21 protein-coding genes are annotated in these 24,383 nt (G+C 69.3%); 11 read left to right on the top strand and 10 right to left on the bottom strand.

All coding sequences use genetic code 11. From position 1 onward, the window contains the following. Positions 1 to 27: 27 nt before the first annotated feature. The 4 genes from GBZ26_RS02935 to GBZ26_RS02950 are packed head-to-tail and all read right to left on the bottom strand — an operon-like array spanning position 28 to position 3,540. Positions 28 to 1,221, bottom strand: coding sequence for an MFS transporter (locus tag GBZ26_RS02935; RefSeq protein ID WP_174437522.1), 1,194 nt, complete (start codon positions 1,219 to 1,221; stop codon positions 28 to 30). 13 nt (positions 1,222 to 1,234) lie between these two features. Next, complete coding sequence (locus tag GBZ26_RS02940; RefSeq protein ID WP_174437523.1) at positions 1,235 to 2,044, bottom strand: ATP-binding cassette domain-containing protein; 810 nt, start codon at positions 2,042 to 2,044, stop codon at positions 1,235 to 1,237. Between the two features lie 4 nt (positions 2,045 to 2,048). Further along, positions 2,049 to 2,711 carry an amino acid ABC transporter permease gene (locus tag GBZ26_RS02945; protein WP_035679436.1) on the bottom strand — a complete coding sequence of 221 codons (663 nt, stop codon included), beginning with the start codon at positions 2,709 to 2,711 and terminating at the stop codon, positions 2,049 to 2,051. Positions 2,712 to 2,742: 31 nt separating this feature from the next. Then, positions 2,743 to 3,540, bottom strand: coding sequence for a glutamine ABC transporter substrate-binding protein (locus GBZ26_RS02950; protein WP_174437524.1), 798 nt, complete (start codon positions 3,538 to 3,540; stop codon positions 2,743 to 2,745). Between the two features lie 286 nt (positions 3,541 to 3,826). Between GBZ26_RS02950 and hutG the strand changes: the two genes are divergently transcribed. From hutG to GBZ26_RS02970, 4 genes are all read left to right on the top strand, one after another. Next, positions 3,827 to 4,627 carry an N-formylglutamate deformylase gene (gene hutG, locus GBZ26_RS02955; RefSeq protein WP_174437525.1) on the top strand — a complete coding sequence of 267 codons (801 nt, stop codon included), beginning with the start codon at positions 3,827 to 3,829 and terminating at the stop codon, positions 4,625 to 4,627. Beyond that, positions 4,624 to 6,051 carry a formimidoylglutamate deiminase gene (locus GBZ26_RS02960; RefSeq protein WP_343207287.1) on the top strand — a complete coding sequence of 476 codons (1,428 nt, stop codon included), beginning with the start codon at positions 4,624 to 4,626 and terminating at the stop codon, positions 6,049 to 6,051. The genes hutG and GBZ26_RS02960 overlap by 4 nt, the downstream gene beginning before the upstream one ends. Beyond that, complete coding sequence (locus GBZ26_RS02965) at positions 6,048 to 6,836, top strand: IclR family transcriptional regulator (RefSeq protein ID WP_174437526.1); 789 nt, start codon at positions 6,048 to 6,050, stop codon at positions 6,834 to 6,836. The genes GBZ26_RS02960 and GBZ26_RS02965 overlap by 4 nt, the downstream gene beginning before the upstream one ends. A 230-nt stretch (positions 6,837 to 7,066) precedes the next feature. Then, complete coding sequence (locus GBZ26_RS02970; protein ID WP_174437527.1) at positions 7,067 to 7,678, top strand: MliC family protein; 612 nt, start codon at positions 7,067 to 7,069, stop codon at positions 7,676 to 7,678. Positions 7,679 to 7,908: 230 nt separating this feature from the next. Here the strand turns inward: GBZ26_RS02970 and GBZ26_RS02975 are convergent, their stop codons facing one another. Both GBZ26_RS02975 and GBZ26_RS02980 read right to left on the bottom strand, forming a co-directional pair. Next, entirely contained in the window at positions 7,909 to 8,481 is a 573-nt protein-coding gene (locus tag GBZ26_RS02975) for a HutD/Ves family protein (RefSeq protein ID WP_246654033.1), read from the bottom strand. 89 nt (positions 8,482 to 8,570) lie between these two features. Continuing rightward, the gene (locus GBZ26_RS02980; protein WP_174437528.1) at positions 8,571 to 10,610 is read right to left on the bottom strand and encodes a M3 family metallopeptidase; all 2,040 of its coding nucleotides are present in this window, start codon (positions 10,608 to 10,610) and stop codon (positions 8,571 to 8,573) included. Between the two features lie 632 nt (positions 10,611 to 11,242). On the opposite strand from GBZ26_RS02980, the gene proV reads away from it, so the two are divergent. Genes proV through GBZ26_RS02995 form a run of 3 tightly spaced genes read left to right on the top strand, consistent with a single transcriptional unit; the run spans position 11,243 to position 14,318 of the window. Continuing rightward, positions 11,243 to 12,439 (top strand): glycine betaine/L-proline ABC transporter ATP-binding protein ProV, encoded by a 1,197-nt coding sequence (proV, locus tag GBZ26_RS02985; RefSeq protein ID WP_174437529.1) that lies wholly within the window; start codon positions 11,243 to 11,245, stop codon positions 12,437 to 12,439. Between the two features lie 2 nt (positions 12,440 to 12,441). Further along, the gene (locus GBZ26_RS02990; RefSeq protein ID WP_174437530.1) at positions 12,442 to 13,380 is read left to right on the top strand and encodes an ABC transporter permease; all 939 of its coding nucleotides are present in this window, start codon (positions 12,442 to 12,444) and stop codon (positions 13,378 to 13,380) included. Between the two features lie 41 nt (positions 13,381 to 13,421). Continuing rightward, a complete protein-coding gene (locus GBZ26_RS02995) occupies positions 13,422 to 14,318 on the top strand; it encodes a glycine betaine ABC transporter substrate-binding protein (RefSeq protein WP_246654034.1) in 897 nt (298 codons plus the stop codon). A gap of 36 nt (positions 14,319 to 14,354) precedes the next feature. On the opposite strand, the gene GBZ26_RS03000 is transcribed toward GBZ26_RS02995, so the two are convergent. The 3 genes from GBZ26_RS03000 to GBZ26_RS03010 form a co-directional block, all read right to left on the bottom strand. Continuing rightward, the gene (locus GBZ26_RS03000) at positions 14,355 to 17,579 is read right to left on the bottom strand and encodes a PAS domain S-box protein (RefSeq protein WP_246654035.1); all 3,225 of its coding nucleotides are present in this window, start codon (positions 17,577 to 17,579) and stop codon (positions 14,355 to 14,357) included. 103 nt (positions 17,580 to 17,682) lie between these two features. Further along, entirely contained in the window at positions 17,683 to 18,750 is a 1,068-nt protein-coding gene (locus GBZ26_RS03005; RefSeq protein ID WP_174437532.1) for an HD domain-containing phosphohydrolase, read from the bottom strand. A gap of 156 nt (positions 18,751 to 18,906) precedes the next feature. Then, a complete protein-coding gene (locus tag GBZ26_RS03010; protein WP_174437533.1) occupies positions 18,907 to 19,092 on the bottom strand; it encodes an RSP_7527 family protein in 186 nt (61 codons plus the stop codon). A gap of 457 nt (positions 19,093 to 19,549) precedes the next feature. Here GBZ26_RS03010 and GBZ26_RS03015 point away from each other — a divergent pair, with 457 nt between their 5' ends. The 3 genes from GBZ26_RS03015 to GBZ26_RS03025 all read left to right on the top strand — a co-directional run bounded on the left by GBZ26_RS03015 (position 19,550) and on the right by GBZ26_RS03025 (position 21,418). Continuing rightward, positions 19,550 to 20,233 (top strand): lysozyme inhibitor LprI family protein, encoded by a 684-nt coding sequence (locus GBZ26_RS03015; protein ID WP_174437534.1) that lies wholly within the window; start codon positions 19,550 to 19,552, stop codon positions 20,231 to 20,233. A 182-nt stretch (positions 20,234 to 20,415) separates the two neighbouring features. Then, a complete protein-coding gene (locus tag GBZ26_RS03020; RefSeq protein ID WP_035679953.1) occupies positions 20,416 to 20,835 on the top strand; it encodes an organic hydroperoxide resistance protein in 420 nt (139 codons plus the stop codon). A 127-nt stretch (positions 20,836 to 20,962) separates the two neighbouring features. Then, a complete protein-coding gene (locus tag GBZ26_RS03025; protein WP_174437535.1) occupies positions 20,963 to 21,418 on the top strand; it encodes a MarR family winged helix-turn-helix transcriptional regulator in 456 nt (151 codons plus the stop codon). A gap of 21 nt (positions 21,419 to 21,439) precedes the next feature. Here the strand turns inward: GBZ26_RS03025 and GBZ26_RS03030 are convergent, their stop codons facing one another. Then, positions 21,440 to 22,657 carry a hypothetical protein gene (locus GBZ26_RS03030; protein ID WP_035679948.1) on the bottom strand — a complete coding sequence of 406 codons (1,218 nt, stop codon included), beginning with the start codon at positions 22,655 to 22,657 and terminating at the stop codon, positions 21,440 to 21,442. A 776-nt stretch (positions 22,658 to 23,433) separates the two neighbouring features. Between GBZ26_RS03030 and GBZ26_RS03035 the strand changes: the two genes are divergently transcribed. Further along, positions 23,434 to 24,315 carry a helix-turn-helix domain-containing protein gene (locus GBZ26_RS03035; protein ID WP_246654037.1) on the top strand — a complete coding sequence of 294 codons (882 nt, stop codon included), beginning with the start codon at positions 23,434 to 23,436 and terminating at the stop codon, positions 24,313 to 24,315. Positions 24,316 to 24,383 lie beyond the last annotated feature (68 nt).

Raw genomic sequence — 24,383 nt, forward strand, 5'->3', positions numbered from 1 at the left:
GCCCGCCGGGCCGCCCGCGGCCAAGCCTTACGGCTCCGCCCGAAACGGTCCGCTGATGAGGCGGCGCAGGCCGGCGAACAGGGTCAGCCCGCCCGACACCACCCCGACATAGACGAACAGCGCGTCATGCCCGAACCATTCCATGGCCGCCGTCGCCAGCAGCGGGCCGAGGGCCGCGCCCAGTGCCCAGGCGAGCAGCAGGGCGCTGGCCAGTGGCACCGTCTCCTCCACCGTCACATGGTCGTTGGCGTGGGCCACGCAGATCGCGTAGAGCGACAGGGCCGCGCTGCCCCACAGGGTGAACAGGCCGAGCAGGACGGTCTGCGGCGCCGCCCCGCCGGGCGGGTTGGCGAAGGCGGCGATCAGGAAGGCGGCGACCGTCGCCACCGCGGACACCGCGAAGATCACCAGCCGCCGGTCGTGGCGGTCCGAAAACCGGCCGATCGGCCATTGCAGCACGACGCTGCCGACCTGGATGCCCGACATGATCAGCGCGACCCCGGCGGCGGGCAGGGCCAGCCCGGCGAGCCAGGCCGGGCCGATGCCGGTGACCGCGGTGTTGCACAAGCCCACCGTCAGGCAGCCGGCGAAGGCCACCGGCGCCCGCCGCACATACTGCCAGGGCGAGGGCGCCGGCCCCTTCGGCGCGGCGCCGGCGGGCGGGCGGACCACCGCCACCGGCACCAGCGACAGGCCGTAGCAGCCCGCCGCCAGGACGGTCAGCCACAGGGCCGACAGGTCCGGGTTGGCGAGCAGCATCTGGCCGCCGATCACCGCCACCTTGCAGGCGATCATGTAGAGGGAGAAGACGCTGCCCCGCGATCCCGGCGGGGTCAGGGCGGCCAGCCCGCTTTCCGCGACGGTCAGCATCCCGACATAGGAGACCCCCATCAGCAGCCGCAGCCCCACCCAGGCCTGGGCGTCGGGCAGCAGGTTCAGCAGAAGCGTGGCGGCGGCGGCGAGCAGCCCGAAGGCGGCGAAGGACCACACCCCGCCCACCCGGCGGATCATCCAGGGGGCGGCCCAGCAGCCCAGCACGAAGCCGACCGAATAGGCCGACGCCACCGCCCCGACGACCAGCGGCGGGGCCGCCGCCTCGGCGAGGCGGAGCGGCAGCAGGATTTGCAGGATGCCGTTGGCGACCTGGATGACGCAGACGCCGAGGATCAGCGCGGCCAGCACCATGAGCGGCGAGGCGGGCGCGCGAGGGCTGTGGGGCAAGATGGGCGGGACGTCAGTGGTTGCCGGGAAGGGCGTCCAGCGGATCGTCCGCCGCCGGCTGCGGGCGGGCGCCGGCCAGATGGCCGTCCACCAGCGCGCGCAGGAAGCCGCGGGTGCGCTCCTGGGTCGGGTTGGTGAAAATCTGCTCGGGCGGGCCGGACTCGACGATGCGCCCGTCGGCCATGACGACGACGGTGTCGGCGACCTCGCGGGCGAAGCCCATCTCGTGGGTCACCACCATCATGGTCATGCCTTCCTCCGCCAGCGTCTTCATGACCTGGAGCACCTCGCCGACCAGTTCGGGGTCGAGCGCGGAGGTCGGCTCGTCGAACAGCATCACCTTCGGCTTCATGGCGAGCGCGCGGGCGATGGCGGCGCGCTGCTTCTGACCGCCCGACAGGGTGGACGGATAGACGTCGGCCTTGTCGTCCAGCCCCACCTTGCGCAGCAGCCCCATCGCCAGCTCCCGCGCCTCGGCCTTGGCCATGCCGCGCACCACGACGGGCGCGCGCATGACGTTCTCCACCGTGGTCATGTGCGGGAACAGGTTGAAGGACTGGAAGACCATGCCGGTCTCGGCGCGCAGCGCGTTCAGCTCCTTGTCGGGCAGCGGCTTGCCGTCGGCGATGATGGTGCGGTGGTTGATGCGGATCTCGCCGCGGTCGGCGGTCTCCAGGCAGTTGCAGCAGCGCAGCAGCGTGCTCTTGCCCGAACCCGACGGGCCGATGACCACGGTGGTGCGCGACGGCGGCACGGTCAGGCTGACGTCCTTCAGCACCTCGGTGCTGCCGAAGCTCTTGTAGACGTTGCGGATCTCGATCACCGGCTTACCCTCTTTCCACGGTCATGCGCTTTTCGATCTGGCGCAGGATCCAGGTGGCCGCGTTGGTCAGCACGAAATAGATCAGCGCCACCGCGATGTAGACCTCCAGCGCGCGGAAGCTGGTGGAGATGATGCGCTGCCCCTCGCGCATCACGTCGTCGATGGTCAGCAGCGACACCAGCGCCGAATTCTTGATCAGCGCAATGGTCTCGTTGCCCAGCGGCGGCAGCATGCGGCGGAAGGCCTGGGGCAGCACCACCTCCCACATCGCCTCGCGGTAGGACATGCCGAGCGAGCGGGCGGCTTCCATCTGGCCGCGGTCGATCGACTGGATGGCGCCGCGCACCACCTCCGACACGTAGGAGCCGCTGTAGATGCCGAGCCCGATCACGCCGCACAGCCACGCCGGCAGCAGGATGCCGAACTGCGGCAGGCCGAAGAACAGCAGGAACAGCTGCACCAGCAGCGGCGTGCCGCGGATGAAGGCGACATAGGCCGACGCGATGCCGTACAGCACGCGCCGCGCCGGGTTGAGCCGGATGATGCCGACGAGCAGGCCAAGCACGGCGCTGAGCAGGAAGGCCGCCGCGGTCACCTCGATGGTGACCACGGTGCCCTTCAGCAGCTCCGGCAACCCTCCCCAGACGGGGGCGAAGTCGAGCGTCACGGGAGGGGTCCTCCGTTCACAAAAAAAGCGATCACTTCTTGGCTTCGAACCACTTGTCGACGAGCTTCTGGTAGGTGCCGTCGGCCTTCAGCTTGGCGATGGCGGCGTTCACCTTGGTCACCAGCTCGGTGTTGTCCTTGCGCATGGCGAAGCCGTAATCCTCGGTGGTGAGCTGGTCGTCCAGCACCTTCACGGTCGGGTGCGTCTGGGCGTAGAGCTTGGCGGCGGGCTTGCCGGTCACCGCGACGTCGGTGCGGCCGATCTCGACCTGCCCGAACATCTCGGCGTTGGTCTCGACCTCGACGATCTTCGTCTTCGGGAAATGCTCCTTCAGATGGACGACCGACTTGGTGCCGATCTGCACGGCGGCGGTCTTGCCTTCGAGGTCGGCCGGGCCCTTCACGGCGGTGTTGTTGGCCTTGACCATGATGACGAGGCCGCCCGGATAGTAGGTGTCGGAGAAGGCGACGACCTTGCGGCGCTCCTCGGTGATGTACATGGCCGAGGCGATCATGTCGAAGCGGTTGGCCATCAGGCCGGGGATCAGGCCCTTGAAGTCGATGTCCACCCACTCGACGCCCTTGGTGGCGCCCAGCTCCTTGGCGATGGCCTCGACCAGCTCGATGTCGAAGCCGGTCTTCTTGCCGTCCTGCGAGAATTCGAAGGGCGCGAAGGTGGCGTCCACGCCGACACGGAAGGTGCCGTTCTGCTTGATCGAGGCGATCACCGCGTCCTCGGCGCGCGCCGGGACGGACCCGGCGCCGACCACGGTGACGACCGCGGCGGCGGCGAAGGAGGCGGCGGCGAGAAACTTACCGAAGGACTTCATGGCTTGGAATTTCCCTGTTCGTTGCGCCCGCGTCGCCGGGTTCGAAAGCCGGGGAAGGCCCCCGGCGCAGCGACCGGCTTGGCAGCGCCGTGTTTTGCCTATAAAACATATGTTGCCCAGGGAAAACAGTCGCGTCAACGCCGTTTGTCATACTGGAGCATGACAGACGCCTTATGGCAACGCCGGTGTTGCGGCTGCGTACCGCAACCGCCGCGGAAGCCGGGGGCGACCGAACAGGGATGCAAGAATTTTGCTGACAAAACACTTGTCGCACGGGAGAGAGCAAATGGACGTCTTCGGGTTTCACGCCGCGCGCCGTCCGGTGCTGGTCAGCCTGCCCCATGTCGGCACGGCGCTGCCGGACGGATTCGTCGGCCGGCTGGTGCCGGAGGCGCAGGGACTGCCCGACACCGACTGGCACCTGCTGCGGCTCTATGACTTCCTGGAGGACCTCGGAGTCGGGGTGATCCAGGCGCGCTTCTCGCGCTACGTCGTCGATCTGAACCGCCCCAGCAACGACACGCCGCTCTACAGCGGCGCCACCACGGGCCTTTGCCCGACCACCCTGTTCGACGGGGCGCCGTTGTACCAGCCGGGCGCCGAACCGGACGCGGCGGAGGTGGCGGAGCGGGTCACCCGCTACTGGACGCCCTACCACGACGCCATCACCGCGGAGATGACCCGGCTGCGCGACCGGTTCGGGCGGGCGGTCCTGTTCGACGCCCATTCCATCCGCTCCGTCGTGCCGCGGCTGTTCGAAGGGCGGCTGCCCGACCTGAACATCGGCACCAACGACGGGCGCAGCGCCGACCCAACGCTGAGCGACCGGCTGGTCGCGGTCGGCGCGGACGCCGGGGCCGACGGCTTCACCCACGTCCTCAACGGGCGCTTCAAGGGCGGCCACATCACCCGCCATTTCGGGCGCCCGGCCGAGGGCTGGCACGCCGTGCAGCTCGAAATGGCGCAGGTGACCTACATGGAGGAGGAGGCGCCCTTCGCCTTCGACGAGGCGCGCGCCGCGCGGATCCGCCCGCATCTGCGGCGCTTCATCGGGGCCATGGCCGATTGGGCGGAGAACCGGGCGTGACGGAGGCGGCGATGGATGGCGTGACGGGGGACGGCATGAACGGAATGTTCTGCGAACGGGCGCTGCTGCCCGAGGGCTGGGCCTCGAACGTGGCGCTGCGCTTCGACGCGCGGGGCACGCTGACGGCGGTGGAGCGGGACGCCTCCGCGGAGGGCCTGCCCCAGGCCGCCGGGCCGGTGATCCCCGGCATGCCCAACCTGCACAGCCACGCCTTCCAGCGCGCCATGGCCGGGCTGACCGAATACGCCGGCGCGTCGGAGGACAGCTTCTGGACGTGGCGCGACGCCATGTACGGCTTCGTCCGCCGCATGACGCCCGAAGCGGCGGAGGCGGTCGCGGCGCTGCTCTACATGGAGATGGCGAAGCAGGGCTACACGGCGGTGGCGGAGTTCCACTACCTGCACCACGATGCCGACGGGCGGCCCTACGCCGACCGGGCGGAGATGTCGCGCCGCATCCTGGCCGCCGCGGACACGGCGGGGATCGGGCTGACCCATCTGCCGGTGCTCTACGCCCACAGCGGGTTCGGCGGCAAGCCGCCGTCCGACGGGCAGAAGCGCTTCATCAACGACGTGGACGGGCTGCTGTCCATCGTCGCCGCCATGCAGACGGCCATGGGCGCGGAGCGGGCGGGCCGCCGCGCCGGCCTCGCCCTGCATTCGCTGCGCGCGGTGACGCCGGAGGAGATGCGCGACGCGCTGGCCGGCCTCGACGCGCTCGATCCCGACGCGCCCATCCACATCCACATCGCCGAGCAGACGGCGGAGGTCGACGACTGCGTCGCCTGGAGCGGCAAGCGCCCGGTGGAATGGCTTCTGGAGAACGCTCCGGTCGGGCCGCGCTGGTGCCTCGTCCACGCCACGCACCTGACCCCGGCGGAGGTCGACGGTCTGGCGGCGAGCGGCGCCGTGGCCGGACTCTGCCCGACGACCGAGGCCAATCTGGGCGACGGGCTGTTCCCGGCGATTCCCTTCCTGGCGCGGGGCGGGCGGTTCGGCGTCGGCTCGGACAGCCACATCAGCGTGTCCGCGGCAGAGGAGCTGCGCGTCCTGGAATACGGCCAGCGGCTGGTGCAGCGGCGGCGCAACGTGCTGCGCGCCGGGGACGGGCCGTCCATCGGCGGCGGCCTCTACCGGGCGGCGGTGGCCGGCGGCGCGCAGGCGCTGGGCCAGCCGGTGACCGGCGGCGGCATCCGGGTGGGCCAGCCCGCCGATCTCGTCGTGCTTGACGCCGACAACCCGAAACTGCTTTGTCGGACCGACGACAGCCTCCTGGACGCCTATGCCTTCGCCAGCGACGGGCACGCCGTGCGCGACGTGGTCGCGGCGGGGCGGACCGTGGTGCGCGAGGGCCGCCACGTCCGGGAGGACGCCATCCGGGCCGCCTACCGGCGCGCCATCGAGGGGTTGCGCCGGGACAGATGAGCGAGACCGATCCGAACACCTACATCGCCCCGGCGCTGCAGCGCGGGCTGGCCATCCTGGAGCTGTTCACGCCGCAGCGCCGGACGCTGACCCTGACCGACATCGCCAAGGCGCTGGGGATCGGGCGGGCCTCGGCCTACCGGCTGGTCTTCACGCTGGAGCATCTCGGCTACATCGGGCGGATGGGGGACGGCAAGTCCTACCGCCTGGCGCCGCGGTCGATGCAGCTCGGCTACCATTACCTGTCGGGGCTGGACGGGATCGAGGTGGCGATCCCCTACATCGACGGGCTGCGCGACAGCACGCAGATCTCCGCCCACATGGCGGTGCGCGATGGGACGGAGATCGTCTACGTCTACCGCGCGCATTCGCACATGACGCTGTCCAGCAACATCGCGGTCGGCTACCGCCTGCCGGCCCACGCCACCGCGATGGGGCGGATGCTGCTGAGCGGCCTCAGCGACGAGGCCATCGCTCAGCTCTACACCGGCGTGCGGCTGGACCGGTACAGCGACACCACGGCGGTCACGCTGACCTCGCTGATCCAGGAGGTGGCGGAGGACCGCAAGCGCGGCTGGACGATGAACCGCTCCTCCTTCGTGTCGGGGATCGTCGCCATTGCGGCGGCCATCCGCGACCACCGGGGCGAGGTCATCGCCGCCATCAACCTGTCCGGCCCCAGCGCCGTGATGGACCAGCCCGCCACGCTCGACCATCTGCGGACCAAGGTGGTGGAGACGGCGGACGCGATCTCGCACCAGCTCGGCTACCTGCCGCGGGGTTGAAGGCGAAGCGGTCGCCAATCCCTCTCCCGCCCCGGGAGAGGGTGCCCGCGGCAGCGGGCGGGTGAGGGTCGCGCGAGGATCAAGACGCCTGCCCATTGCCGGGACCCTCACCCTTCCCACGCTTCGCGTGGGCCCCTTCCCTCTCCCGGGGCGGGAGAGGGGACGTCTTTCCCCGCGACATGGAACGCGGCATTCTGACCGAGCCCAGAGAAACGGACGGGAGAAGCGCCATGCGTGCACGCCGCAACGCCTTGCACATCGCCCTTGTGGCGACGCTCGCATGGGGCAGCACCGCCCTCGCCGCAGAAACCGCCGGCCCCTCCTTCTCCTGCGCCACGGTGGAGGCGGGCAGCATCGAGCGGATGGTCTGCACCGACGCCGGCCTGTCGGCGCTCGACCGCAAGCTGGCCGGCGTCTATGGCGAGGCCGTGGGCAAGGCGGCGAACGAGCGTCCCCCGGTGCTGAAGGCGGAGCAGCGCGGCTGGATCAAGGGCCGCAACGACTGCTGGAAGGCCGACGACCGCCGCGCCTGCGTGGAGGAACAGTACCGCCTGCGCATCGCCGAGCTTCAGGCCAAATACCGGCTGGTGCCCTCGATCGGCCCGGTCCGCTTCGCCTGCGACGGGCAGGCCGCCAACGAGCTGACCGCCACCTTCTTCGAGACCGACCCGCCGACGATGATCGCCGAGCGCGGCGACGCCGTGTCGCTGATGATCGGACAGCCGGCGGCGTCCGGCGCCCGCTACCAGGGCCGCAACGAGAGCTTTTGGGAGCATCAGGGCGAAGCGCGGGTGACCTGGGGCTACGGCGTTCCGGAGATGACCTGCCGGACGGCGCCGTAACCCATCACGCGGGGTCCTTATCCCCTTGTCCGAACCGGTGCTGACGGAAATTGAGGGGCCCGGAGTCACAACAAAGCCAGAATCCCTGCTGCGCGAAGGCACCAGCTTACGCCCACCGGACTCCTCAACCATCGATATGGACGCTCTTCGGGAAGGCGTCAAGTTCCGCGACAAAGCCCGGCACCCCGATAAAATCGGGGTGCCGCTCCCCGAAGCGAAGGAGCTAACAATTACCCGCGCACTGCGATCCGGGCGAGGACGGCGCAGGCGCCCGGCCCGGTCTCCAACGTGGCGGCGGCGTCCAGACGGGCGGTCCAGCCCGGCGACACCCGCGCCACGCTGTCGCCGGTGCGCAGGATCACCTCGCCGTCCAGGGCGTGGACCAGCGCCACGCCGCCGGCGGGAATGTCCGCGACCGTGTCGGCCGGCAGGATGTCGAGCCGGGCGTCGGCCCGCTCGCGGTCGAAGATCAGGTTGAAGTCGCGGATCGGCCCGTCCAGCAGGGCGCAGTCCACCGCGGCGTCGCCGGAGAAGCGGAAGGGGTCGGCGCGGTTGGTCACGGTCGCCGGGACGCCGTCCACGGTCAGCCGCATGCCGGCGCCCTCGACCACGGCGATCAGCCGCTCGCAGCCGGTGAAGGCGGAGAAGGGGCCGGCCTCCGCCACGTCGGCGATGCTGACCCGCCAGAGGAAGCGGCCGGGGGCGCCGGGCAACTCCTGGAGGGCGATTTCGGTGGTCGTCCCGCCGCCGTTCTTCCAGGGCATGCGGCGGTAGCGGGCGGGGTCGAGAAGAGAAACAGCCATAAGCATCCTCTCGGGACGGGGGAGGGCGTCCGGCCCATCCCCTGTCCCTTGTCCTCGTCAAAGTGTCTGCGGCGCCGATGGGCGGTGCTTCAGGCGTCCCCGAGCGACTGGGTCAGGCCCCGGTGCTTGAGAAGCGCCTCGATGCGCGGCTCGCGTCCGCGGAAGGCGGTGTACAGCTCCATCGGGTCGCGGGTGTCGCCCGACGAATAGATCGTCTTCAGCTTCGCCGCAAGGTCGGGGTCGAAGGGGTTGCCGGTTTCCAGGAACGCCTCGAACCCGTCGGCGTCGAGCACCTCCGCCCACAGATAGGCGTAGTAGCCCGAGGCGTAGCCGCTGCCGGCGAACAGGTGCTGGAAATGGGTCGGGCGGTGGCGCACGGCGATCTCCGCCGGCATGCCGATCTTGTCCAGCACCGACCGCTCGAAGGCGGCGACGTCCGTGTCGGCGGCGTCACTGCGGGTGTGGAACTCCAGATCGAGCAGAGCCGCCGCGGTGTATTCCACCGTGCCGAAGCCCTGGTTGAAGTTGCGGGCGGCGAGCAGGCGGCGCAGCAGGTCCTGCGGGATCGGCTCCCCGGTCTGGTGGTGCCGGGCGTAGGTGGACAGCGTTTCCGGAACCGCCAGCCAGTGCTCGTAGATCTGCGAGGGCAGCTCGACGAAATCGCGGCGGACCGAGGTGCCGGACTGGCTCGGGTAGCGGACGTCGCTGAGGCAGCCGTGCAGGAAATGGCCGAACTCGTGGAACAGCGTCTCGGCGTCGTCGAAGCTGAGCAGCGTCGGCTCGCCCTTCGAGAAGTTGTTGTTGTTGACGATGATCGGCGACACCGCCCCGTCGAAATTCTCCTGGTCGCGGTAGCTGCTCATCCAGGCGCCGGAGCGCTTCGACGAGCGGGCGAAATTGTCGTGCAGGAAGATGCCGACGTGCCGCCCGTCCTTCTCCGTCACCTCGTAGACGCGGACGTCCGGGTGGTAGACCGGCAGGTCGGGCCGCTCGGTGAAGGTCAGCCCGAACAGGCGCCCGGCGGTGTCGAAGGCCGCGCGCACCATGTTCTCCAGCACGAAGTACGGCTTCACCTCCGCTTCGTCGATGTCGTACTTGGCCTGCCGCACCTTCTCCGCGTAGTAGCGCCAGTCCCAGGGGGCGATCGGCTCGTTCATGCCCTCCGCCCGGGCGCAGTCCTGAAGCTCCGCGCGCTCGGCGGCGGCCTTCTCCTTGGCCGGACCCCAGACCTGAAGCAGCAGCCGCTCGACGGCGGAGGTGTCCTTCGCCATGCTGTCGTCCAGCTTGAAATCGGCGTAGCTGGCGTAGCCCATCAGCTTCGCCTGCTCGGTGCGCAGCGCGACGATCTCGCGGATCAGCGGGCGGTTGTCGTGCTCGCCCTCATGCTCGCCGCGGCGGATCCAGGCTTCGTAGGCCACCTGACGCAGGTCGCGGCGGGCCGAGAAGGTCAGGAACGGCTCGACCGAGGAACGGGCCAGCGTGATGACGTACTTGCCCTCCTGCCCGCGCTCCTTGGCGGCCTGGGCGGCGGCGTTGCGCGCGAAGTCGGGCAGGCCGGCGAGGTCGCTCTCCTCCAGGACGAGCTGCCAGTCCTTCTCGTCGTGCAGCACGTTCTGGCCAAACAGCGTGTGCAGGGTCGCCAGCCGCTCGGTGATCGCGGTCATCCGCGCCTTGGCGTCCGGCGGCAGCAGAGCGCCGCTGCGCACGAATCCCAGATGCTGGCGCTCCAGAAGGCGCAGCTGGTCGGGGGCAAGGTCCAGCGTGTCGCGCCGCTCGTAGAGGTCGGCGACGCGGGCGAACAGCGCCGGGTCCAGCGCGATGCGCATGGAATGCTGGGCGAATTTCGGCGCGTAGTCGCGGGCGATGGTTTCCAGCGCGTCGGTGGTGTTGCTGGAGTTCAAATTCCAGAACACGCCGCCGACCCGGTTCAGGAAGCGACCGCTGCGCTCCATCGCCTCGATGGTGTTGGCGAAGGTCGGGGCGTCGGGGTTTCCGGTGATCGCCGCGATCTCCGCGATGTTTTCCGCCATGCCATGGTCGAAGGCGGGCGGAAAATGCTCGGCCTGGATGCGGTCGAAGGGCGGCAGGCCGAAGGGCGTGGTCCAGGTTTCGAAGAACGGGTTGCTCATCAAGGCCCCTTGCTGACCGGAAACGGAAGACATGCAAGGACATGGTGCCGCAACCGGTCCGCCGCCACAACACGCCGGTCGCCGCAGGGCGCATCCCAGGGCGGCGAAAACGGAAGGAACCGTGGGGCAGAATTAGGACAATAAGCCTTTAAATTCACGCTTGAACGACATTGATCCGGTGCCATATCCAACCGAGACACAAAAAGGCTTCAAATCTCCCTTAAAGTTTGTTAGCCTCTTGTCAGTGGCGGCCAGGAATTGTCCTCTTGAACGCGCTTCAGGAGCGCCATTCCGTGTGCGCGTTTCCCTACAACCCCAGTCTGTTTCAGAGGTGACATCGGTATGCATGCATAGATAAATCTGTTTTCTTGTTCATATAGCCTTCAATTTCATGAGTCTTCGCTGTTTTTGCGTTTTCTCATGTGACTTTACTTTCCCTGTGGTTGGCGGGAGGCGGTCGCGACGCGGCTGTCGAAATTGCTGGCGTGCGGACGAAAGTCCTTGCCTTGCGTGCCTCTCCACCCCCGGCACGCCCCTGCTTCCCCCTGCTTCCAATGAAGGCTGCACGACGGACCGGTCCCTTTCGGGGTCCGGAACCACACGCATTTTGCCAAGAGCGGAGGCATCAGCGGATGACCGCGAAAATTGCCGTAAACGGCGTTACCCGGATTTTCGGGCGCCACCCACGTCAGGCGCTCGACCTGCTGAAGGCGGGTCTTTCCAAGGAAGAGATCTTTAAAAGAACCGGCCAGACCGTCGGCGTCCTCGACGCCACCTTCGAGGTCGAGGCCGGTGAAATCTTCGTCATCATGGGCCTGTCGGGCTCTGGCAAATCGACGCTGGTCCGCATGCTCAACCGGCTGATCGACCCGACCGCGGGCGAGATCCGGATCGACGGGCGGGACATCACCAAGCTGTCGCGCGCCGAACTGACCGAGCTGCGGCGGCGCGACCTCGGCATGGTGTTCCAGTCCTTCGCCCTACTGCCGCACCTGCGGGTGTGGGAGAACGCCGCCTTCGGGCTGGAGATCGCCGGGGAGAGCCTGACGGCGCGGCGCGACAAGGCGCAGCAGGCGCTGGACGCGGTCGGCCTCGGTCCCTACGCGGAGAGCTTCCCGCGGGAGCTGTCGGGCGGCATGCAGCAGCGCGTCGGCCTGGCCCGCGCGCTCGCCAACGAGCCGTCCGTCCTCCTGATGGACGAGGCCTTCTCGGCCCTCGATCCGCTGATCCGGACGGAGATGCAGGACGAGCTGCTGCGCCTTCAGGCCGAACGTCAGCGCACCATCGTCTTCATCAGCCACGATCTGGACGAGGCGATCCGCATCGGCGACCGGCTGGCCATCATGGAGGGCGGCCAGATCATCCAGGTCGGGCGCCCGGACGAGATCCTGAAGCAGCCGGCCAACGACTACGTCCGCTCCTTCTTCCGCAACATCGACGTCACCAAGATCCTGACGGCGGGCGACATCGCCCGGCGCGATCAGGTGACTCTGATCCGCCACACCGGCGAAGGCCCGCGCGCCGCCGTCCGCCAGCTGCGCGAGCGCGACCGCGAGTTCGGCTATGTCCAGGACGGGCGCCGCCGCTTCCACGGCGTGGTGTCGGTGGAGACGCTGGTCACCGCCATCGAGCGGCACAACGGCTCCGCCACGCTGGACGAGGCGCTGCTGCCGGGCATCGAGCCGATCCCCGTCGACCTGCCGATGGACGAGGTGCTGCCGCGCATCGCGTCGGCGCCGTGCCCGCTGCCGGTGGTGGACGGGCGGGGCGCCTATGTCGGGGCGATCTCCAAGACCGCCTATCTGGAAACCCTTGGACGGACGCGCTGACCATGGAATTCAAGCTTCCCATCGGCGATTGGGCCGACGCCGCCGTGATGTTCCTCCTGGACCACGCGCAATGGCTGTTCGACGGCATCGACCTCGTGGTCGGCGCGGTCGCCGACGGCGTCCAGAGCGCCTTGACCTTTCTGCCGGGCGTGGCGCTGGCCGCCATCGTGGTGCTGATCGGGCTGTGGCGGAACGGCTGGCGCTTCGCGCTGTTCGCCGCGGCCTCGCTGCTGGTCGTCGCCGGGCTGGGCATGTGGCACCAGACGGTGGACACGCTGGCCCTGGTGCTGACGGCGACCGCCATCGCCCTGACCATCGGCGTTCCGCTGGGCATCGTCGCCGCGCGCAACGACCGCGTGGAAACGGTGGTGCGCCCGGCGCTCGACCTGATGCAGACCATGCCGGCCTTCGTCTACCTGATCCCGGCGGCCATGCTGTTCGGGCTGGGACGCGTGCCGGGGATCATCGCGACGATCATCTTCGCCATGCCGCCGGTCGTCCGCCTGACCAGCCTGGGCATCCGGCAGGTCCCGCACGAGCTGGTCGAGGCCGGCCTCGCCTTCGGCTGCACGCCGCGCCAGCTCCTGTTCAAGGTGCAGATGCCGACCGCGCTGCCGTCGATCATGGCCGGCATCAACCAGACCATCATGCTGTCGCTGTCGATGGTCGTCATCGCCTCGATGATCGGGGCGGGCGGCGTCGGCAACGAGGTGCTGCGCGGCATCCAGCGGCTGGACATCGGCCTCGGCGTCGAGGGCGGCCTGGCCGTGGTGATCCTGGCGATCCTGCTCGACCGCATCACCCAGAGTTTCGGAACCCCGGACGCGGGGGGACGCTCCCCCCGGTCCGCCTTGCGCTCCCTGCTGAACCGCCGCCGCGCGGATCGGCCGAAGGACGACGCGCACCTGTCTCCCACGCACGGAGTCACGGAAGCGGGATGAACCGCCATCCCCAAAACCATACAGAACAAAGGATTTTTTGCATGAGACGCACGTTTCTGAAGATGATGGCCCTCGGCGTCGCCGCCGTGATCGGCAGCACCGCTTTGTCCTCCGCCAGCGTTGCCGCCGAGGACAAGAAGCCGGTCCGCATCGGCTGGACCGCCTGGTCCGACGCCGAGGCGGTGACCAAGCTCGCCCAACGCCTCATCCAGGAACGGCTGGATCAGCCGGTCGAGCTGGTGCTGGCCGACATCGGCCTGCAATATCAGGGGCTCGCCAAGGGCGACCTCGACTTCATGATGATGTCCTGGCTGCCGACCACCCACGCCTCCTATCTGGACAAGGTGGGCAAGGACATCGTGCCGCTGGGCATGCTCTACACCCGCGCCCGCCTGGGCTGGGCCGTGCCGGACTATGTGCCGGAGGATCAGGTGAAGACCATCGCCGACCTCGCCAAGCCGGAGGTGCGTGAGAAGCTGAAGGGCAAGATCCAGGGCATCGATCCCGGCGCGGGCCTGATGCAGGCGTCGGAAAAGGCGCTGAAGGACTATGACCTCAAGGATTACGAGCTGGTGTCGGCCAGCGGCGCCGCGATGACCGCCGCCCTCGGCCGCGCCGTGAAGCGTGACGAATGGGTCGCCGTCACCGCCTGGAGCCCGCACTGGATGTTCGCCAAGTGGAAGCTGCGCTACCTGGAGGACCCGAAGGGCTCGCTGGGCGGGCTGGAGCGGGTCCACGTCATGGCCCGCAAGAGCTTCTACCAGGATCACCCCAAGGTCGCCGAGTTCCTGACCCGCATGTATTTGCCGCTGGAGGATCTGGAGGCGATCATGCTGGAGGCCGACGGCACCTCCTATGAGAAGGCGATCGACAACTACATCGCCAACAACAAGCAGCGCGTGGACTATTGGGTGACCGGCGAGATGCCGGCCTCCTGACGAGGCCGGGACAGGCCCGAGGCACTGTCCTTGCCCTCACAAGGGTCCGGACAATGCCTCGACGCTGTCCTTCAGCACGCCTTCCAGGCTTCCGGCCAGGGCCAGGGCCTCGTCGGGCGGGGCCTTTTCCAGCGCCAGCGCGAGGTCGCCCAGCCGCTTCGCCCCCATGTTCCAGGACAGCCCCTTCAGCGTGTGGGCGGCGCGGCGGTGCTCGCCACCGGCGGCCAGGGCGGCGCTGATCCGCGCCACCTGCTCCCGCGCGGTGCGGGAAAAGCCCTCCAAGGCCTCGGACCAGAACTCCGGACCGAGCGCCTCGGCCACGCTGTCCACCTGTTCACGGTCCAGCAACTCCGCCACCGGAGCGGTATCCGGAACCGCCGCCGCAGCAACCGCCGCCTTGGGAGCGGGACCGCCGACAACCGCACGGATCGCCGCGTCGAGCGCCGCCGGGCGCAGCGGTTTCGGCACGAACCCGTTCATGCCCGCCGCCATGCATTCCGGAAGCGAACTGCCCGAGGCGTGGGCGGTCAGCGCGATCACCGGTACGTCGTTGCGCGGCGGCGACAGCGCGCGGATCAGGCGGGTGGCGGTCAGCCCGTCCATGCCCGGCATCTGGACATCCATCAGGACCACGTCGAAGGGCTCCTCCGACCGCTCCACGGTCCGCACCGCCTCGTCCCCGTCCGCGGCGGTGACCACGCTGTGCCCGCCGCGCACCAGCAGGCCGCGCACGATGTCCCGGTTCACCGCGTTGTCGTCCACCGCCAGCACCCGCAAAGGGGGCAGGGGGGCGGCCGGCGGCGCCTCCGCGGCGTGGCGCAGCGCCGCCGGATCGCCCGGCGCGCAGGCGACCGAGAACTGGAACAGGCTTCCCTTCCCCGGCGCGCTGGTGACGGAAATCGTTCCGCCGAGCAGCCCGCACAGCTCCTTGCAGATCGCCAGCCCCAGGCCGGTGCCGCCGTAGCGGCGGGTGATCGAGCTGTCGGCCTGGGTGAAACGGTCGAACAGCGACGGGATGGACTCCTCGGCGATGCCGATGCCGCTGTCCTCCACCTCGAACTCCAGGAGGAAGCGCCCGTCCGGCAGGTCGGCGCCGCGGCGGGCGCGCACGGCCACATGGCCGGCGCCGGTGAACTTCACCGCGTTTCCGACCAGATTGAACAGGATCTGCCGCAGGCGGGCCGGATCGGTGACCACCGCTTCCGGAACGGTGGGCAGCATGCGACAGGACAGGGTCAGCCCCTTGTCCGCAGCCGAGGGCTGGAACACCGCCATCACCGCCTCCGCGAGGTCGGCGGGCGCGCAGGTTTCGTCCTCGATGGCGATCCGCCCGGCCTCCAGCTTGGAGAAGTCCAGGATGTCGTCCAGCAGCCGCAGCAGGCTTTCCGCCGAACGGCGGGCGACGCCGGCCAGACGCCGCTCCTCCGCATCCAGCCCCTCGCCGTCGAGCAGGGTCAGCGTGCCGAGGACACCGTTCATCGGCGTGCGGATCTCGTGGCTGATGGTCGCCAGGAATTCGCTCTTCATCCGGTTGGCGTGCTCGGCGCTGTCGCGGGCGCGGCGCAGGTCGGCCTCGATCTGCTTGGCCTTGGACAGGTCGTGGAAGACGCCGATGAAATGCTCGCGCCCGCCGGCCCGCCAGCTCGACAGGGCGATCTCGGTGGGCACCAGAGCGCCGTCGGCGCGCCGGACCGGCACCTCGCGGATCACGCCGCTCGGGCTGCCCCGGCCGCTGGACTGGTACTCCCGGAACAGGCGGTCGTGGTTGGCGGCGTGCTCGTCCGGCATCAGGGCGCTGACGTTGCGCCCGATCATCTCCGCTTCGCGGAAACCGAAGAGGGACTCCGCCGCCGGGTTGAAGCCGGTGATCACGGCGTTCTGGTCGGTGACCACGATGGGCTGGCCGACCGCGGCGAACATGGCGCGGTAGCGCCCTTCGCTGTCGGTCAGCGACCGTTCCGCCCGACGCCGCTCCGTCACGTCGGAGCCGGAGCCGCGGTAACCGGCGAAGGCGCCCAGATCGTCGAAGACCGGCTTGCCGCTGAGCGACCAGATGCGGGTGTCGCCGTCCGGCCCGCGGACGGCGAATTCGAAATCGCGGAAGGGTTGCCGGTCCTCCAGGCTGCGGCGCTGCCCCTCCCAATGGGCCTCGTCGCCGGCCTCGCGCAGGGCGATGTCCTCGCAGCGCCGGCCGCGGTACAGCTCCGGATCGCGGATCGATCCGGCATAGGCTCCGGACACGCCGGCGAAGCACAGATCGGCGTCCATCTCCCAGAACCAGTCGGACGCCGTCTCCGCGATGTCGCGCAGCTTCGTCTTGCTGGCGCGCAGATGCCGGGCGGCTTCGTCCAGCGTGGCGTGGGATCGCTCCTGGGCGCGGCTTTGCCACGTCACCAACGCGGCCAGGACGAACAGCAGGGCGGTGGTCAGGCCCGCTCCGACGGTGTAGGCGCGCTGCCGCGCCCAGGTTTCGGCCATGAACTCCGCCTCGCCGAAGCCCGCGCTGACGATCAGCGGGTAGTGCGGAAGGCTGCGGAAGCTGGTCAGGCGGGCCACCCCGTCGACGGGACTGACCGAACGCAGGAAGCCTTGCGTCTTCTCCTGCGCCTCCCGCAGGATCGGCGACATGCCGAGAGCCAATCCGATGATGCGGTCGTCCATGACGCTGCGCGCGCGCAGGATGCCGTCGCGGCCGATGATGGAGATGACTCCGTCATGGCCGACATCCAGATTGTCGAAGGTGCGCCCGAAATAGAAGGGGTCGAGCGAGGCGACGATCATTCCGCCGAACCCACCGTCCGGGGCGTCGACCTTGCGGCTGAGCTGGATCGACCATTTGCCCGACGCCCGCCCGAAGACGGGCCGGCTGATGAACAGCCCCTGGACCGTTCCTTCCTTGTGCACGCGGAAATGCTCGCGGTCGGCCAGATTCACCTTGGCCGGGGCGTTGTCCACGCTGGTCTGGATCAGGTCGCCCTTGCCGTCCGCGTAGGCGAGCTGGAGCAGCAGGTCGGAATCCAGCGTCGCGTTCCGCATGACGTCGCGCAGCAGCGGGCTCTGGCTGCCCAGCCGGTACAGATCGTAGCCGATGAAGGACAGGATGCGGTCGGTCCCGGCGATGGCCCGCGTGGTCTGTTCCGCGATGATGTGCGCCAGATTGCCGGTGTCGCGCTCGGCCCGCTGCAGCGTGTCGCGCTGGTCGCGCTCCGCCAGATAGAGGGCCGCGGTCCAGGCCGCCGCGGTCAGCAGGAGCGTGGCCATCCACACCCCGGAGACCAGCGCCCGGGACCGGAACGCGTAGGCTTTGTGGCCGTGCTCGGGCAAGGAAGGGGAAGCGGGAGTGTCCGGCATCGCGTCCTCCCGTCTAACGGAACGCGGCGTCGTCCGTCCCAGTGAAATCCGGGTCGGGATGGGCGTCGTGAATGGCGAGGATCGACGTCCAGGCGCGCAGGAAGGCGTCGACGCAGACCGGGTCGAAATGGCTGCCGCTGCGCTCGGCGATGTAGGCCTTCGCGGTGTCGAGCGGCCAGGGCCTCTTGTAGGGGCGGGCGGTGGTCAGCGCGTCGAAGACGTCGGCGATGGCCACGATGCGGCAGGCCAGCGGAATCTCCTCCCCCCGCAGGCCCTTGGGATAGCCGGTGCCGTCGTACTTCTCGTGATGCCCCAGGGCAATTTCCGCGGCCTTGCAGATGAGCGGGTGCTCGCTTCCCTGCAGCACGGCGTGGCCGATCGCCGGATGCTCGCGCATCACCCGCATTTCACCGTCGGTCAGGCGGCCGGGCTTCAACAGGATGGCGTCGGGAATGCCGATCTTGCCGATGTCGTGCATCGGCGCGGCCTCGGCCAGCCGGGCGCAATCGTCGGGGTCCAGCCCGAGGCTTTCGGCGATGACGCGCGAGTAGCTGGCCATCCGCTCGATGTGCAGGCCGGTCTCCGGGTCGCGGTATTCGGCGGCGCGGGCAAGGCGGGCCACCAGTTCCTGCGCCTGCTGGCGGAGCTGGGCGGTCGCCTCCTCCACCCGGCTGCGCAGCACGGCGGCCTGATCGCGCATCATCTTCTGGCCCAGCCGCAGGCGCAGCAGGTTCTGCGCCCGGGCGAGCAGCTCCGGCACGACGATGGGCTTGGTCAGGAAATCGGTGCAGCCGCTTTCGAGGGCGGCCACCCGCAGCTTCACCGACGTGTCGGCGGTGATCATCACCACCGGAACGTCGGCGAGATGCCGCTGGGCGCGGATGCGCTCCAGCACGACCATGCCGTCGAGGTCCGGCATGACATGGTCGATCAGGATCAGGTCGGGCGTGTTGACGGCCAGCCAGTCCAGAGCCTCCAGCGGGCTGCCCATGCCGATGGGCTCCGCGTCGTCGATCCGCCGGATGACCGCGCCGGTGATGAACAGCGTGGACGGATCGTCATCGACGATTACAACCTGCATTTTCGCGTCTGCCCCAGACCACCATTTTGGGTATCATTCGGAAATGATACACGGCAAAATCTTAAAGAATCTTGCTAAAATTGGTCAAAGGCGGGCGAGAAAATCGCGGCCGGACCGTCCGGCCGCGTGCAGGGGGCCTGAAGTGTCGGACGCGCCTCAGCGGGCGGCGGTCAGACCGCCGTTGGCCGCGGCGCCGTTGGTCACAGCGCTCGGGCGGCTGAAGGCCGCGGCCAGACGGCGGAACAGGCTGCGCAGATAGGCGGCCCGCAGGGCTTCCGCCTGGCGGCGGATGTTGCGCAGTTCCGTGGACGACAGGGGGTTGGCAAAGCTATCGGTGTTCATGGCTGTCCTCATGGCGGCGTCGAAGGCCGCGGTGTGTTCGAATTGTTTCTGGCGGGCCGCTCGGGCGCCGGAGTCGGCGGCTGGCCGTGAAAGGGGCCTGCGCGATGCCGGCGGAGGGGCGGTGCTGCCTGCCTGGATATAATGGCATCGCTCCCCCGAAAGACGACGCGCCGATATCGCATGGCTTCCATTACTATGATGCAGCGCACAAACACGAAGAAGAGAGCGCATCATCTTACAAGAACACAAGTCGTCGCAGCGCTGTTAAAAGAGTTCGTCGCAGCGCTGTGACGATGGAAACTTCCGCAGCGCTGCGAAGCGCGGATTTCCTGCTTTCCCGGCGCAACGGGAACACACCGGACCGGCCGCTCCCCGGAGGACGGGTTGACCACGCTGCGCCGCCACGGCAGAGTCGAGGCCAGCCCCTCGAAGGGGACTCCGCCGAAGGGGAATCCGCATGCTTCGCCCAGCGCTGCTCGCCCTTGGCCTCCTGGCACTGCCGACCGCCGCCGCCGCCGCGGCGGGCTTTCCCTGCTCCAAGGCCGCCACCCCGACGGAAAAGGCGATCTGCGCCGATCCGGCGCTCTCCGCTCTGGATGGGCGGCTGGCCGCGACCTACCGCGCCGCGCTGGAGCGCCTGTCGGGCGCCAGCCCGGAGGAGGGCGCCGCCGGGGCCGCGGTGAAGGCCGACCAGCGGGCGTGGCTGCGCGAGCGCGATTCCTGCGGCGCCGACGCGGCCTGCCTGCGCCGCGCGTACGACGGGCGCACGGCGATCCTGTCCTTCCGCACCGATCCGGCCGCACCGCCGTCGCCCATAGGGCGTTACGTCGGCCGCTTCGATCATGAAGGATTCATCGGCATCGCCGCCATCGCCCTTCGCAATGGGACGGTCGCCGTCAGCGTCAGCGGCGCCGAGCCCACGGCAGGACGCTGGGTGTGCGATTTTTCCGGCATCGGGCGGCTGGACGACAAAGGGCGGCTGACGGTCGGCACCCCCGACGCGGAAGGCGGCGGCCTGATCCTGGTCGCGGAAGAGGGCGGCGGGGTCGTCATCCCCGACCTGGAGCCCAACCGCGCCGCCAGCGGCTACTGGTGTGGGCACAACGGCAGCTTCATCTGGACCTACCGGCGCGCCTCCTGATCCGCGCCGCCTTGCGAAGCGCGTGCCTCGGCGCCATTCCGGCGATGCATTGCGCGCAATTCGATGACGCATGATCAAATGCATTGCGCGCAATTCGATTTTGCGCGACAGTCCCTCTCGACAACAAGCGGCAACCCGCTTCCCCGATCGAAACGATCCATCTGTTCGAAGGAGTTCACGCAATGAAGATTCTTTACACGACCAAGGCGACGGCCACCGGCGGGCGCGATGGCAAGGCCGAGACCGACGACGGCCTGCTGTCGGTGGCGCTGGCCGCTCCGAAGGAGCTGGGCGGCAAGGGCGGAGCCACCAACCCCGAGCAGCTGTTCGCCGCCGGCTATTCGGCCTGCTTCCTCGGCGCCATGAAGTTCGTGGGCAACCGCGACAAGATCACTGTTCCGGCGGACGTGACGGTGACCGCCCAGGTCGGCATCGGCCCGCGCGACGACGGCGAGGGCTTCGGCATCGCGGTGGACCTCACCGTGTCGCTGCCCGGCCTGGACAAGGCGGCGGCCGAGGATCTGGTGGCCCGCGCGCACAAGGTCTGCCCCTACAGCCACGCGACCAAGGGCAACATCGCGGTGAACACGGCCATCGCGTAAGAGGGCGCTTCACTGGGCGCATAACAGGGTTTCATGCTTGCGGGCGTGTTGCGTGCCATATCCCCATGCACTATGGGGTCGCGCGCAACAGGCCCGCGACGCGTCCCTGGCTGGGAGCCCCCGTACGATGAGCACCGAGAACGACAACCCGCTTCTTCTGGCCAACCAGGCCTGCTTCGCCCTGTATTCGGCGAATCTGGCGATGACGCGGGTTTACCGCCCGCTGCTGGAGGCGCTGGAGCTGACCTACCCGCAGTATCTGGTCATGCTCCTCCTCTGGGAGCAGGACGGCCAGACCATGAAGGCCCTTGGCGAGCGGCTGCTGCTCGACAGCGGCACGCTGACCCCGCTGCTGAAGCGGCTGGAAGGGCAGGGGCTGGTCACCCGCGGGCGCGACCCGGCGGACGAACGGCTGGTGCGCATCCACCTGACACCGCAGGGAACCGCGCTGCGGGAACGGGCGACGGGGCTGCCGGAGCGCATCGCCGCGGCGGCCAACTGCCCGCTCCCCGACCTCGCCGGCCTGCGCGACGCGCTCTTGAGCTTGCGCGACTCGCTGAACGCCGCCGCCGACCGGGACTGAGCCCGGTCGCGGAGGGATCGGTCAGCCGGCCTCGGCCATCGGCAGACGCGGCGGCTCCTCGGTCAGCCGCTTGGCGCGGCGGGCCCGTGTCTCCACCGTCGCGGCGGGGGTGACCGGCACGAAATCGGTGGGCCGGCGGTCGTCGCCGGTGATCGCCCGCATGGCCGCCACGTTGGCGCTCTCCACCGCCTGCGCCTTGCGCACCTGGGCGAGGAACTTGGCGCTGGGCAGCATCACGTAGGTGATCCCCTCGATGCGGGCCCCCACCTTGTCGTAGAGCTTCTCCGCGCTGGTCAGGATGCCTTCCTCGACCAGGGCGTCCACCGCGGAGGTCACCGCGCGCAGCGTGTCGCGGCGGCGGCTCCACACATTCATGCCGCTGTTCTTGATGATCTCGTCGGCCGAGAGCGTCATTGCCCTGGCGCCCAGGTCGCCCGGCGTCTCCGCCCCCGAATAGTCGTACTCGGCGCTGAGACGGTTGTAGAGCCAGCGGGACACCGGGCTCTTCAGCCGCATCAGCCACTGGTAGCTGACCGGCTTGAACTCCAGGTTCCGGATCGCCGAGGAAACCAGCGGATTGAACTGCAGGTGGGTTTCCTCGTCGCCCCCCTCGTCGCCGATCAGGTCGGGGCGGGAGCGGATGGCCAGCACCGGGAAGGCCGTGGATTCCAGAAGGTTGGCTCCGCGCCCCTTCTTCACCCCCTCCGCCGGCTTGCCGATGATGATGCGCGAGCGTGCCAGGATGGTCAGCGATTCGCGGATGTCGCGGATCGACAGGGTGTGGCCGACCGCCTTCAGTTCGCGCTGGATCTCGTAGAGGGTGAAGCGCATCTGGACCTTGTCGCGGTTCTCGCCGCCCAGCGACAGGCGCGAGCGGTCCATGGCGAGGCGACGCACCACATGCTCCACCACCTGCTCACGCTCGGCGGGGAAGACCTCGTATTCGATCTCGGTCTGGCCATCGGCCTGGGCGGCCCCGTCGTCCCGGTTGACCATCCTGGTCAGACGGGCGGGCTGGATGGTCAGGTGGAAGGTGCTGCCGTGATAGGTGAACTCGCGCTTGATCGACGCGACGAAATTGCCCTTCGCCGGCGCGGTCTCCGCGGACCGTCCGCCGTCGCGCGAGGCGAAGACGTAGCGCGGCGCCAGATCGTACAGAGCGATCAGGTGCGACTGGGAGCGGTCCTCCAGCTCGAACAGAACCAGTTGCAGCGCGCCGGGTGTCGCGATCTTGCTCATCCAATCCCTCCTTGCCCGGCTATGACCATGCGGCGGGAGGCGCGCGCTGACAACCGCTTCGTGACGGGCGACCTCTTTCGGTATGGAGCCTTTGCCCGCGCCCATGGAGCGATAGCCCGCGGGTATGGAGCAACAGCCCGCGCTTTTCCGGCACGGCGTTGAGATCCTTCGACTCTGTCCGCGACTCCACCGCCCGCTGCGAATCGCTCCCTACCGACGAAGATCAAGGCGCGGACCAAGGCGCGGGCTATCGCTCCATGACCGCGAGTCTCCCCGCGAGTCGGAACTCCATGGGTCGGACCGGCGAAGCGCGAGCAGAAACTCCATCCTCTGCTCGCCGCCGGATCGCCATCCCGGGCGGGTTCGGACGGCAGGGCGCGAGCTGTCGCTCCATATCCGCGGGCTATCGCTCCATGTCGGGTGGGTGAAACTCCGCCGAAACGCGGGCTGTTGCTCCATAGTCCCGCGCACCGGCCGCAGCCTATGGCTCCAACGACCGCGAATCCGGAGGCGCGGGCTATCGCTCCAGGGGCGCGGGTTTCCACTCCAGGATTCCGATTCGGCGCTGAAGCGCGGGCTGTCGCTCCATGACGGCGGGCAAAGGCTCCAGGAGCGCGGGCCAGGGCTTCAATGGCGCGGGTTACCGCTCCATGCCCGGCTATGGAGCGACAGCCCGCGGTTTGAAGAGTCGTTCGCCGCCGGGAATCCTGATCCGCAAAGCCACCGGCCCGCCTTCCGTGCGGAGCCGGTCCCGACAGCCTTGCGGAGACCGCATCATGACACCCCGCGACGACACGGCAACGGACGCCCCACCGGGTGAGGCGCCACGAGAATCCGGCCCGCCCGCCGACACCGGGCGGTGGGGCCGGATTCCGGCCTGGTGGCTCGGCCATCCCGCGATCGACGCCGACGGTTTGGCCGTTCTGGCGGCGCTGGCAACCTACGCCAACGCCCGCGGCGAGTGCTGGCCGTCCCAGGCGACCCTCGCCACGGCGCTGAAGCGCAGCCGCAGCACGGTGAACCGCATCCTCGGCCATCTCGCCGAATCCGGGGTGATCGCGAGGGAGTCCCGCCGCTCCGCCTCGGGCGGGCGCCTGTCCTGCCTGTACCGGCTGCGGCTGGTCCCCGGCGACGGAGCGATTCCGGCGGCCGGCGCGGAGGAGGTTCGGACCGGAACGCCCCCTGTGCAGCCGCCGGCCAAGGATGTCGCTCCCACCGACTCCCCTTGTGCACCGGTGCGACAGGAACAGCCGGAATCCGAACAGACTCCGGACTCGCACGCTTCCCGCGGGCCCGCGCAGGCCGTGCCGGACGGTTGGATGCCGGATGCCGAGGATCGCGCCTGGGCCGAACACCGCTTCGCCGGGGTCGATCTGGACCGTCACGCCGAAGGCTTCCGGCTGCGCTGCCAAGCCCACGGCTACCGCTACCGCGATGCCGGGGCCGCCTGGAAAGCCTGGCTGACGCAGGACGCCGCCGCCGGCAAGGCGCCGCTGCTCCGCTCGTCCAGCCGATCCGCCAGCGCAAGGCCGGCAGCCGCCACGCCCGTTCCCGAACAGAAGCTCGGCGCCTGGATGGCCGCCGCGGCGAAGCTCAACGCCACCCACGGGGCCACCCACGGCGCCACCCCGCAAGCCCACCCGAACGTTTGGAGGTGAGGAAACACCATGACCGCACAACCGCGATCCGCGCCGCCCGGGGGGGCCGGCCCCTCGGTCGTCACCCA

Source organism: Azospirillum formosense (genome assembly GCF_013340925.1).
GTDB classification, from domain to species: domain Bacteria; phylum Pseudomonadota; class Alphaproteobacteria; order Azospirillales; family Azospirillaceae; genus Azospirillum; species Azospirillum formosense.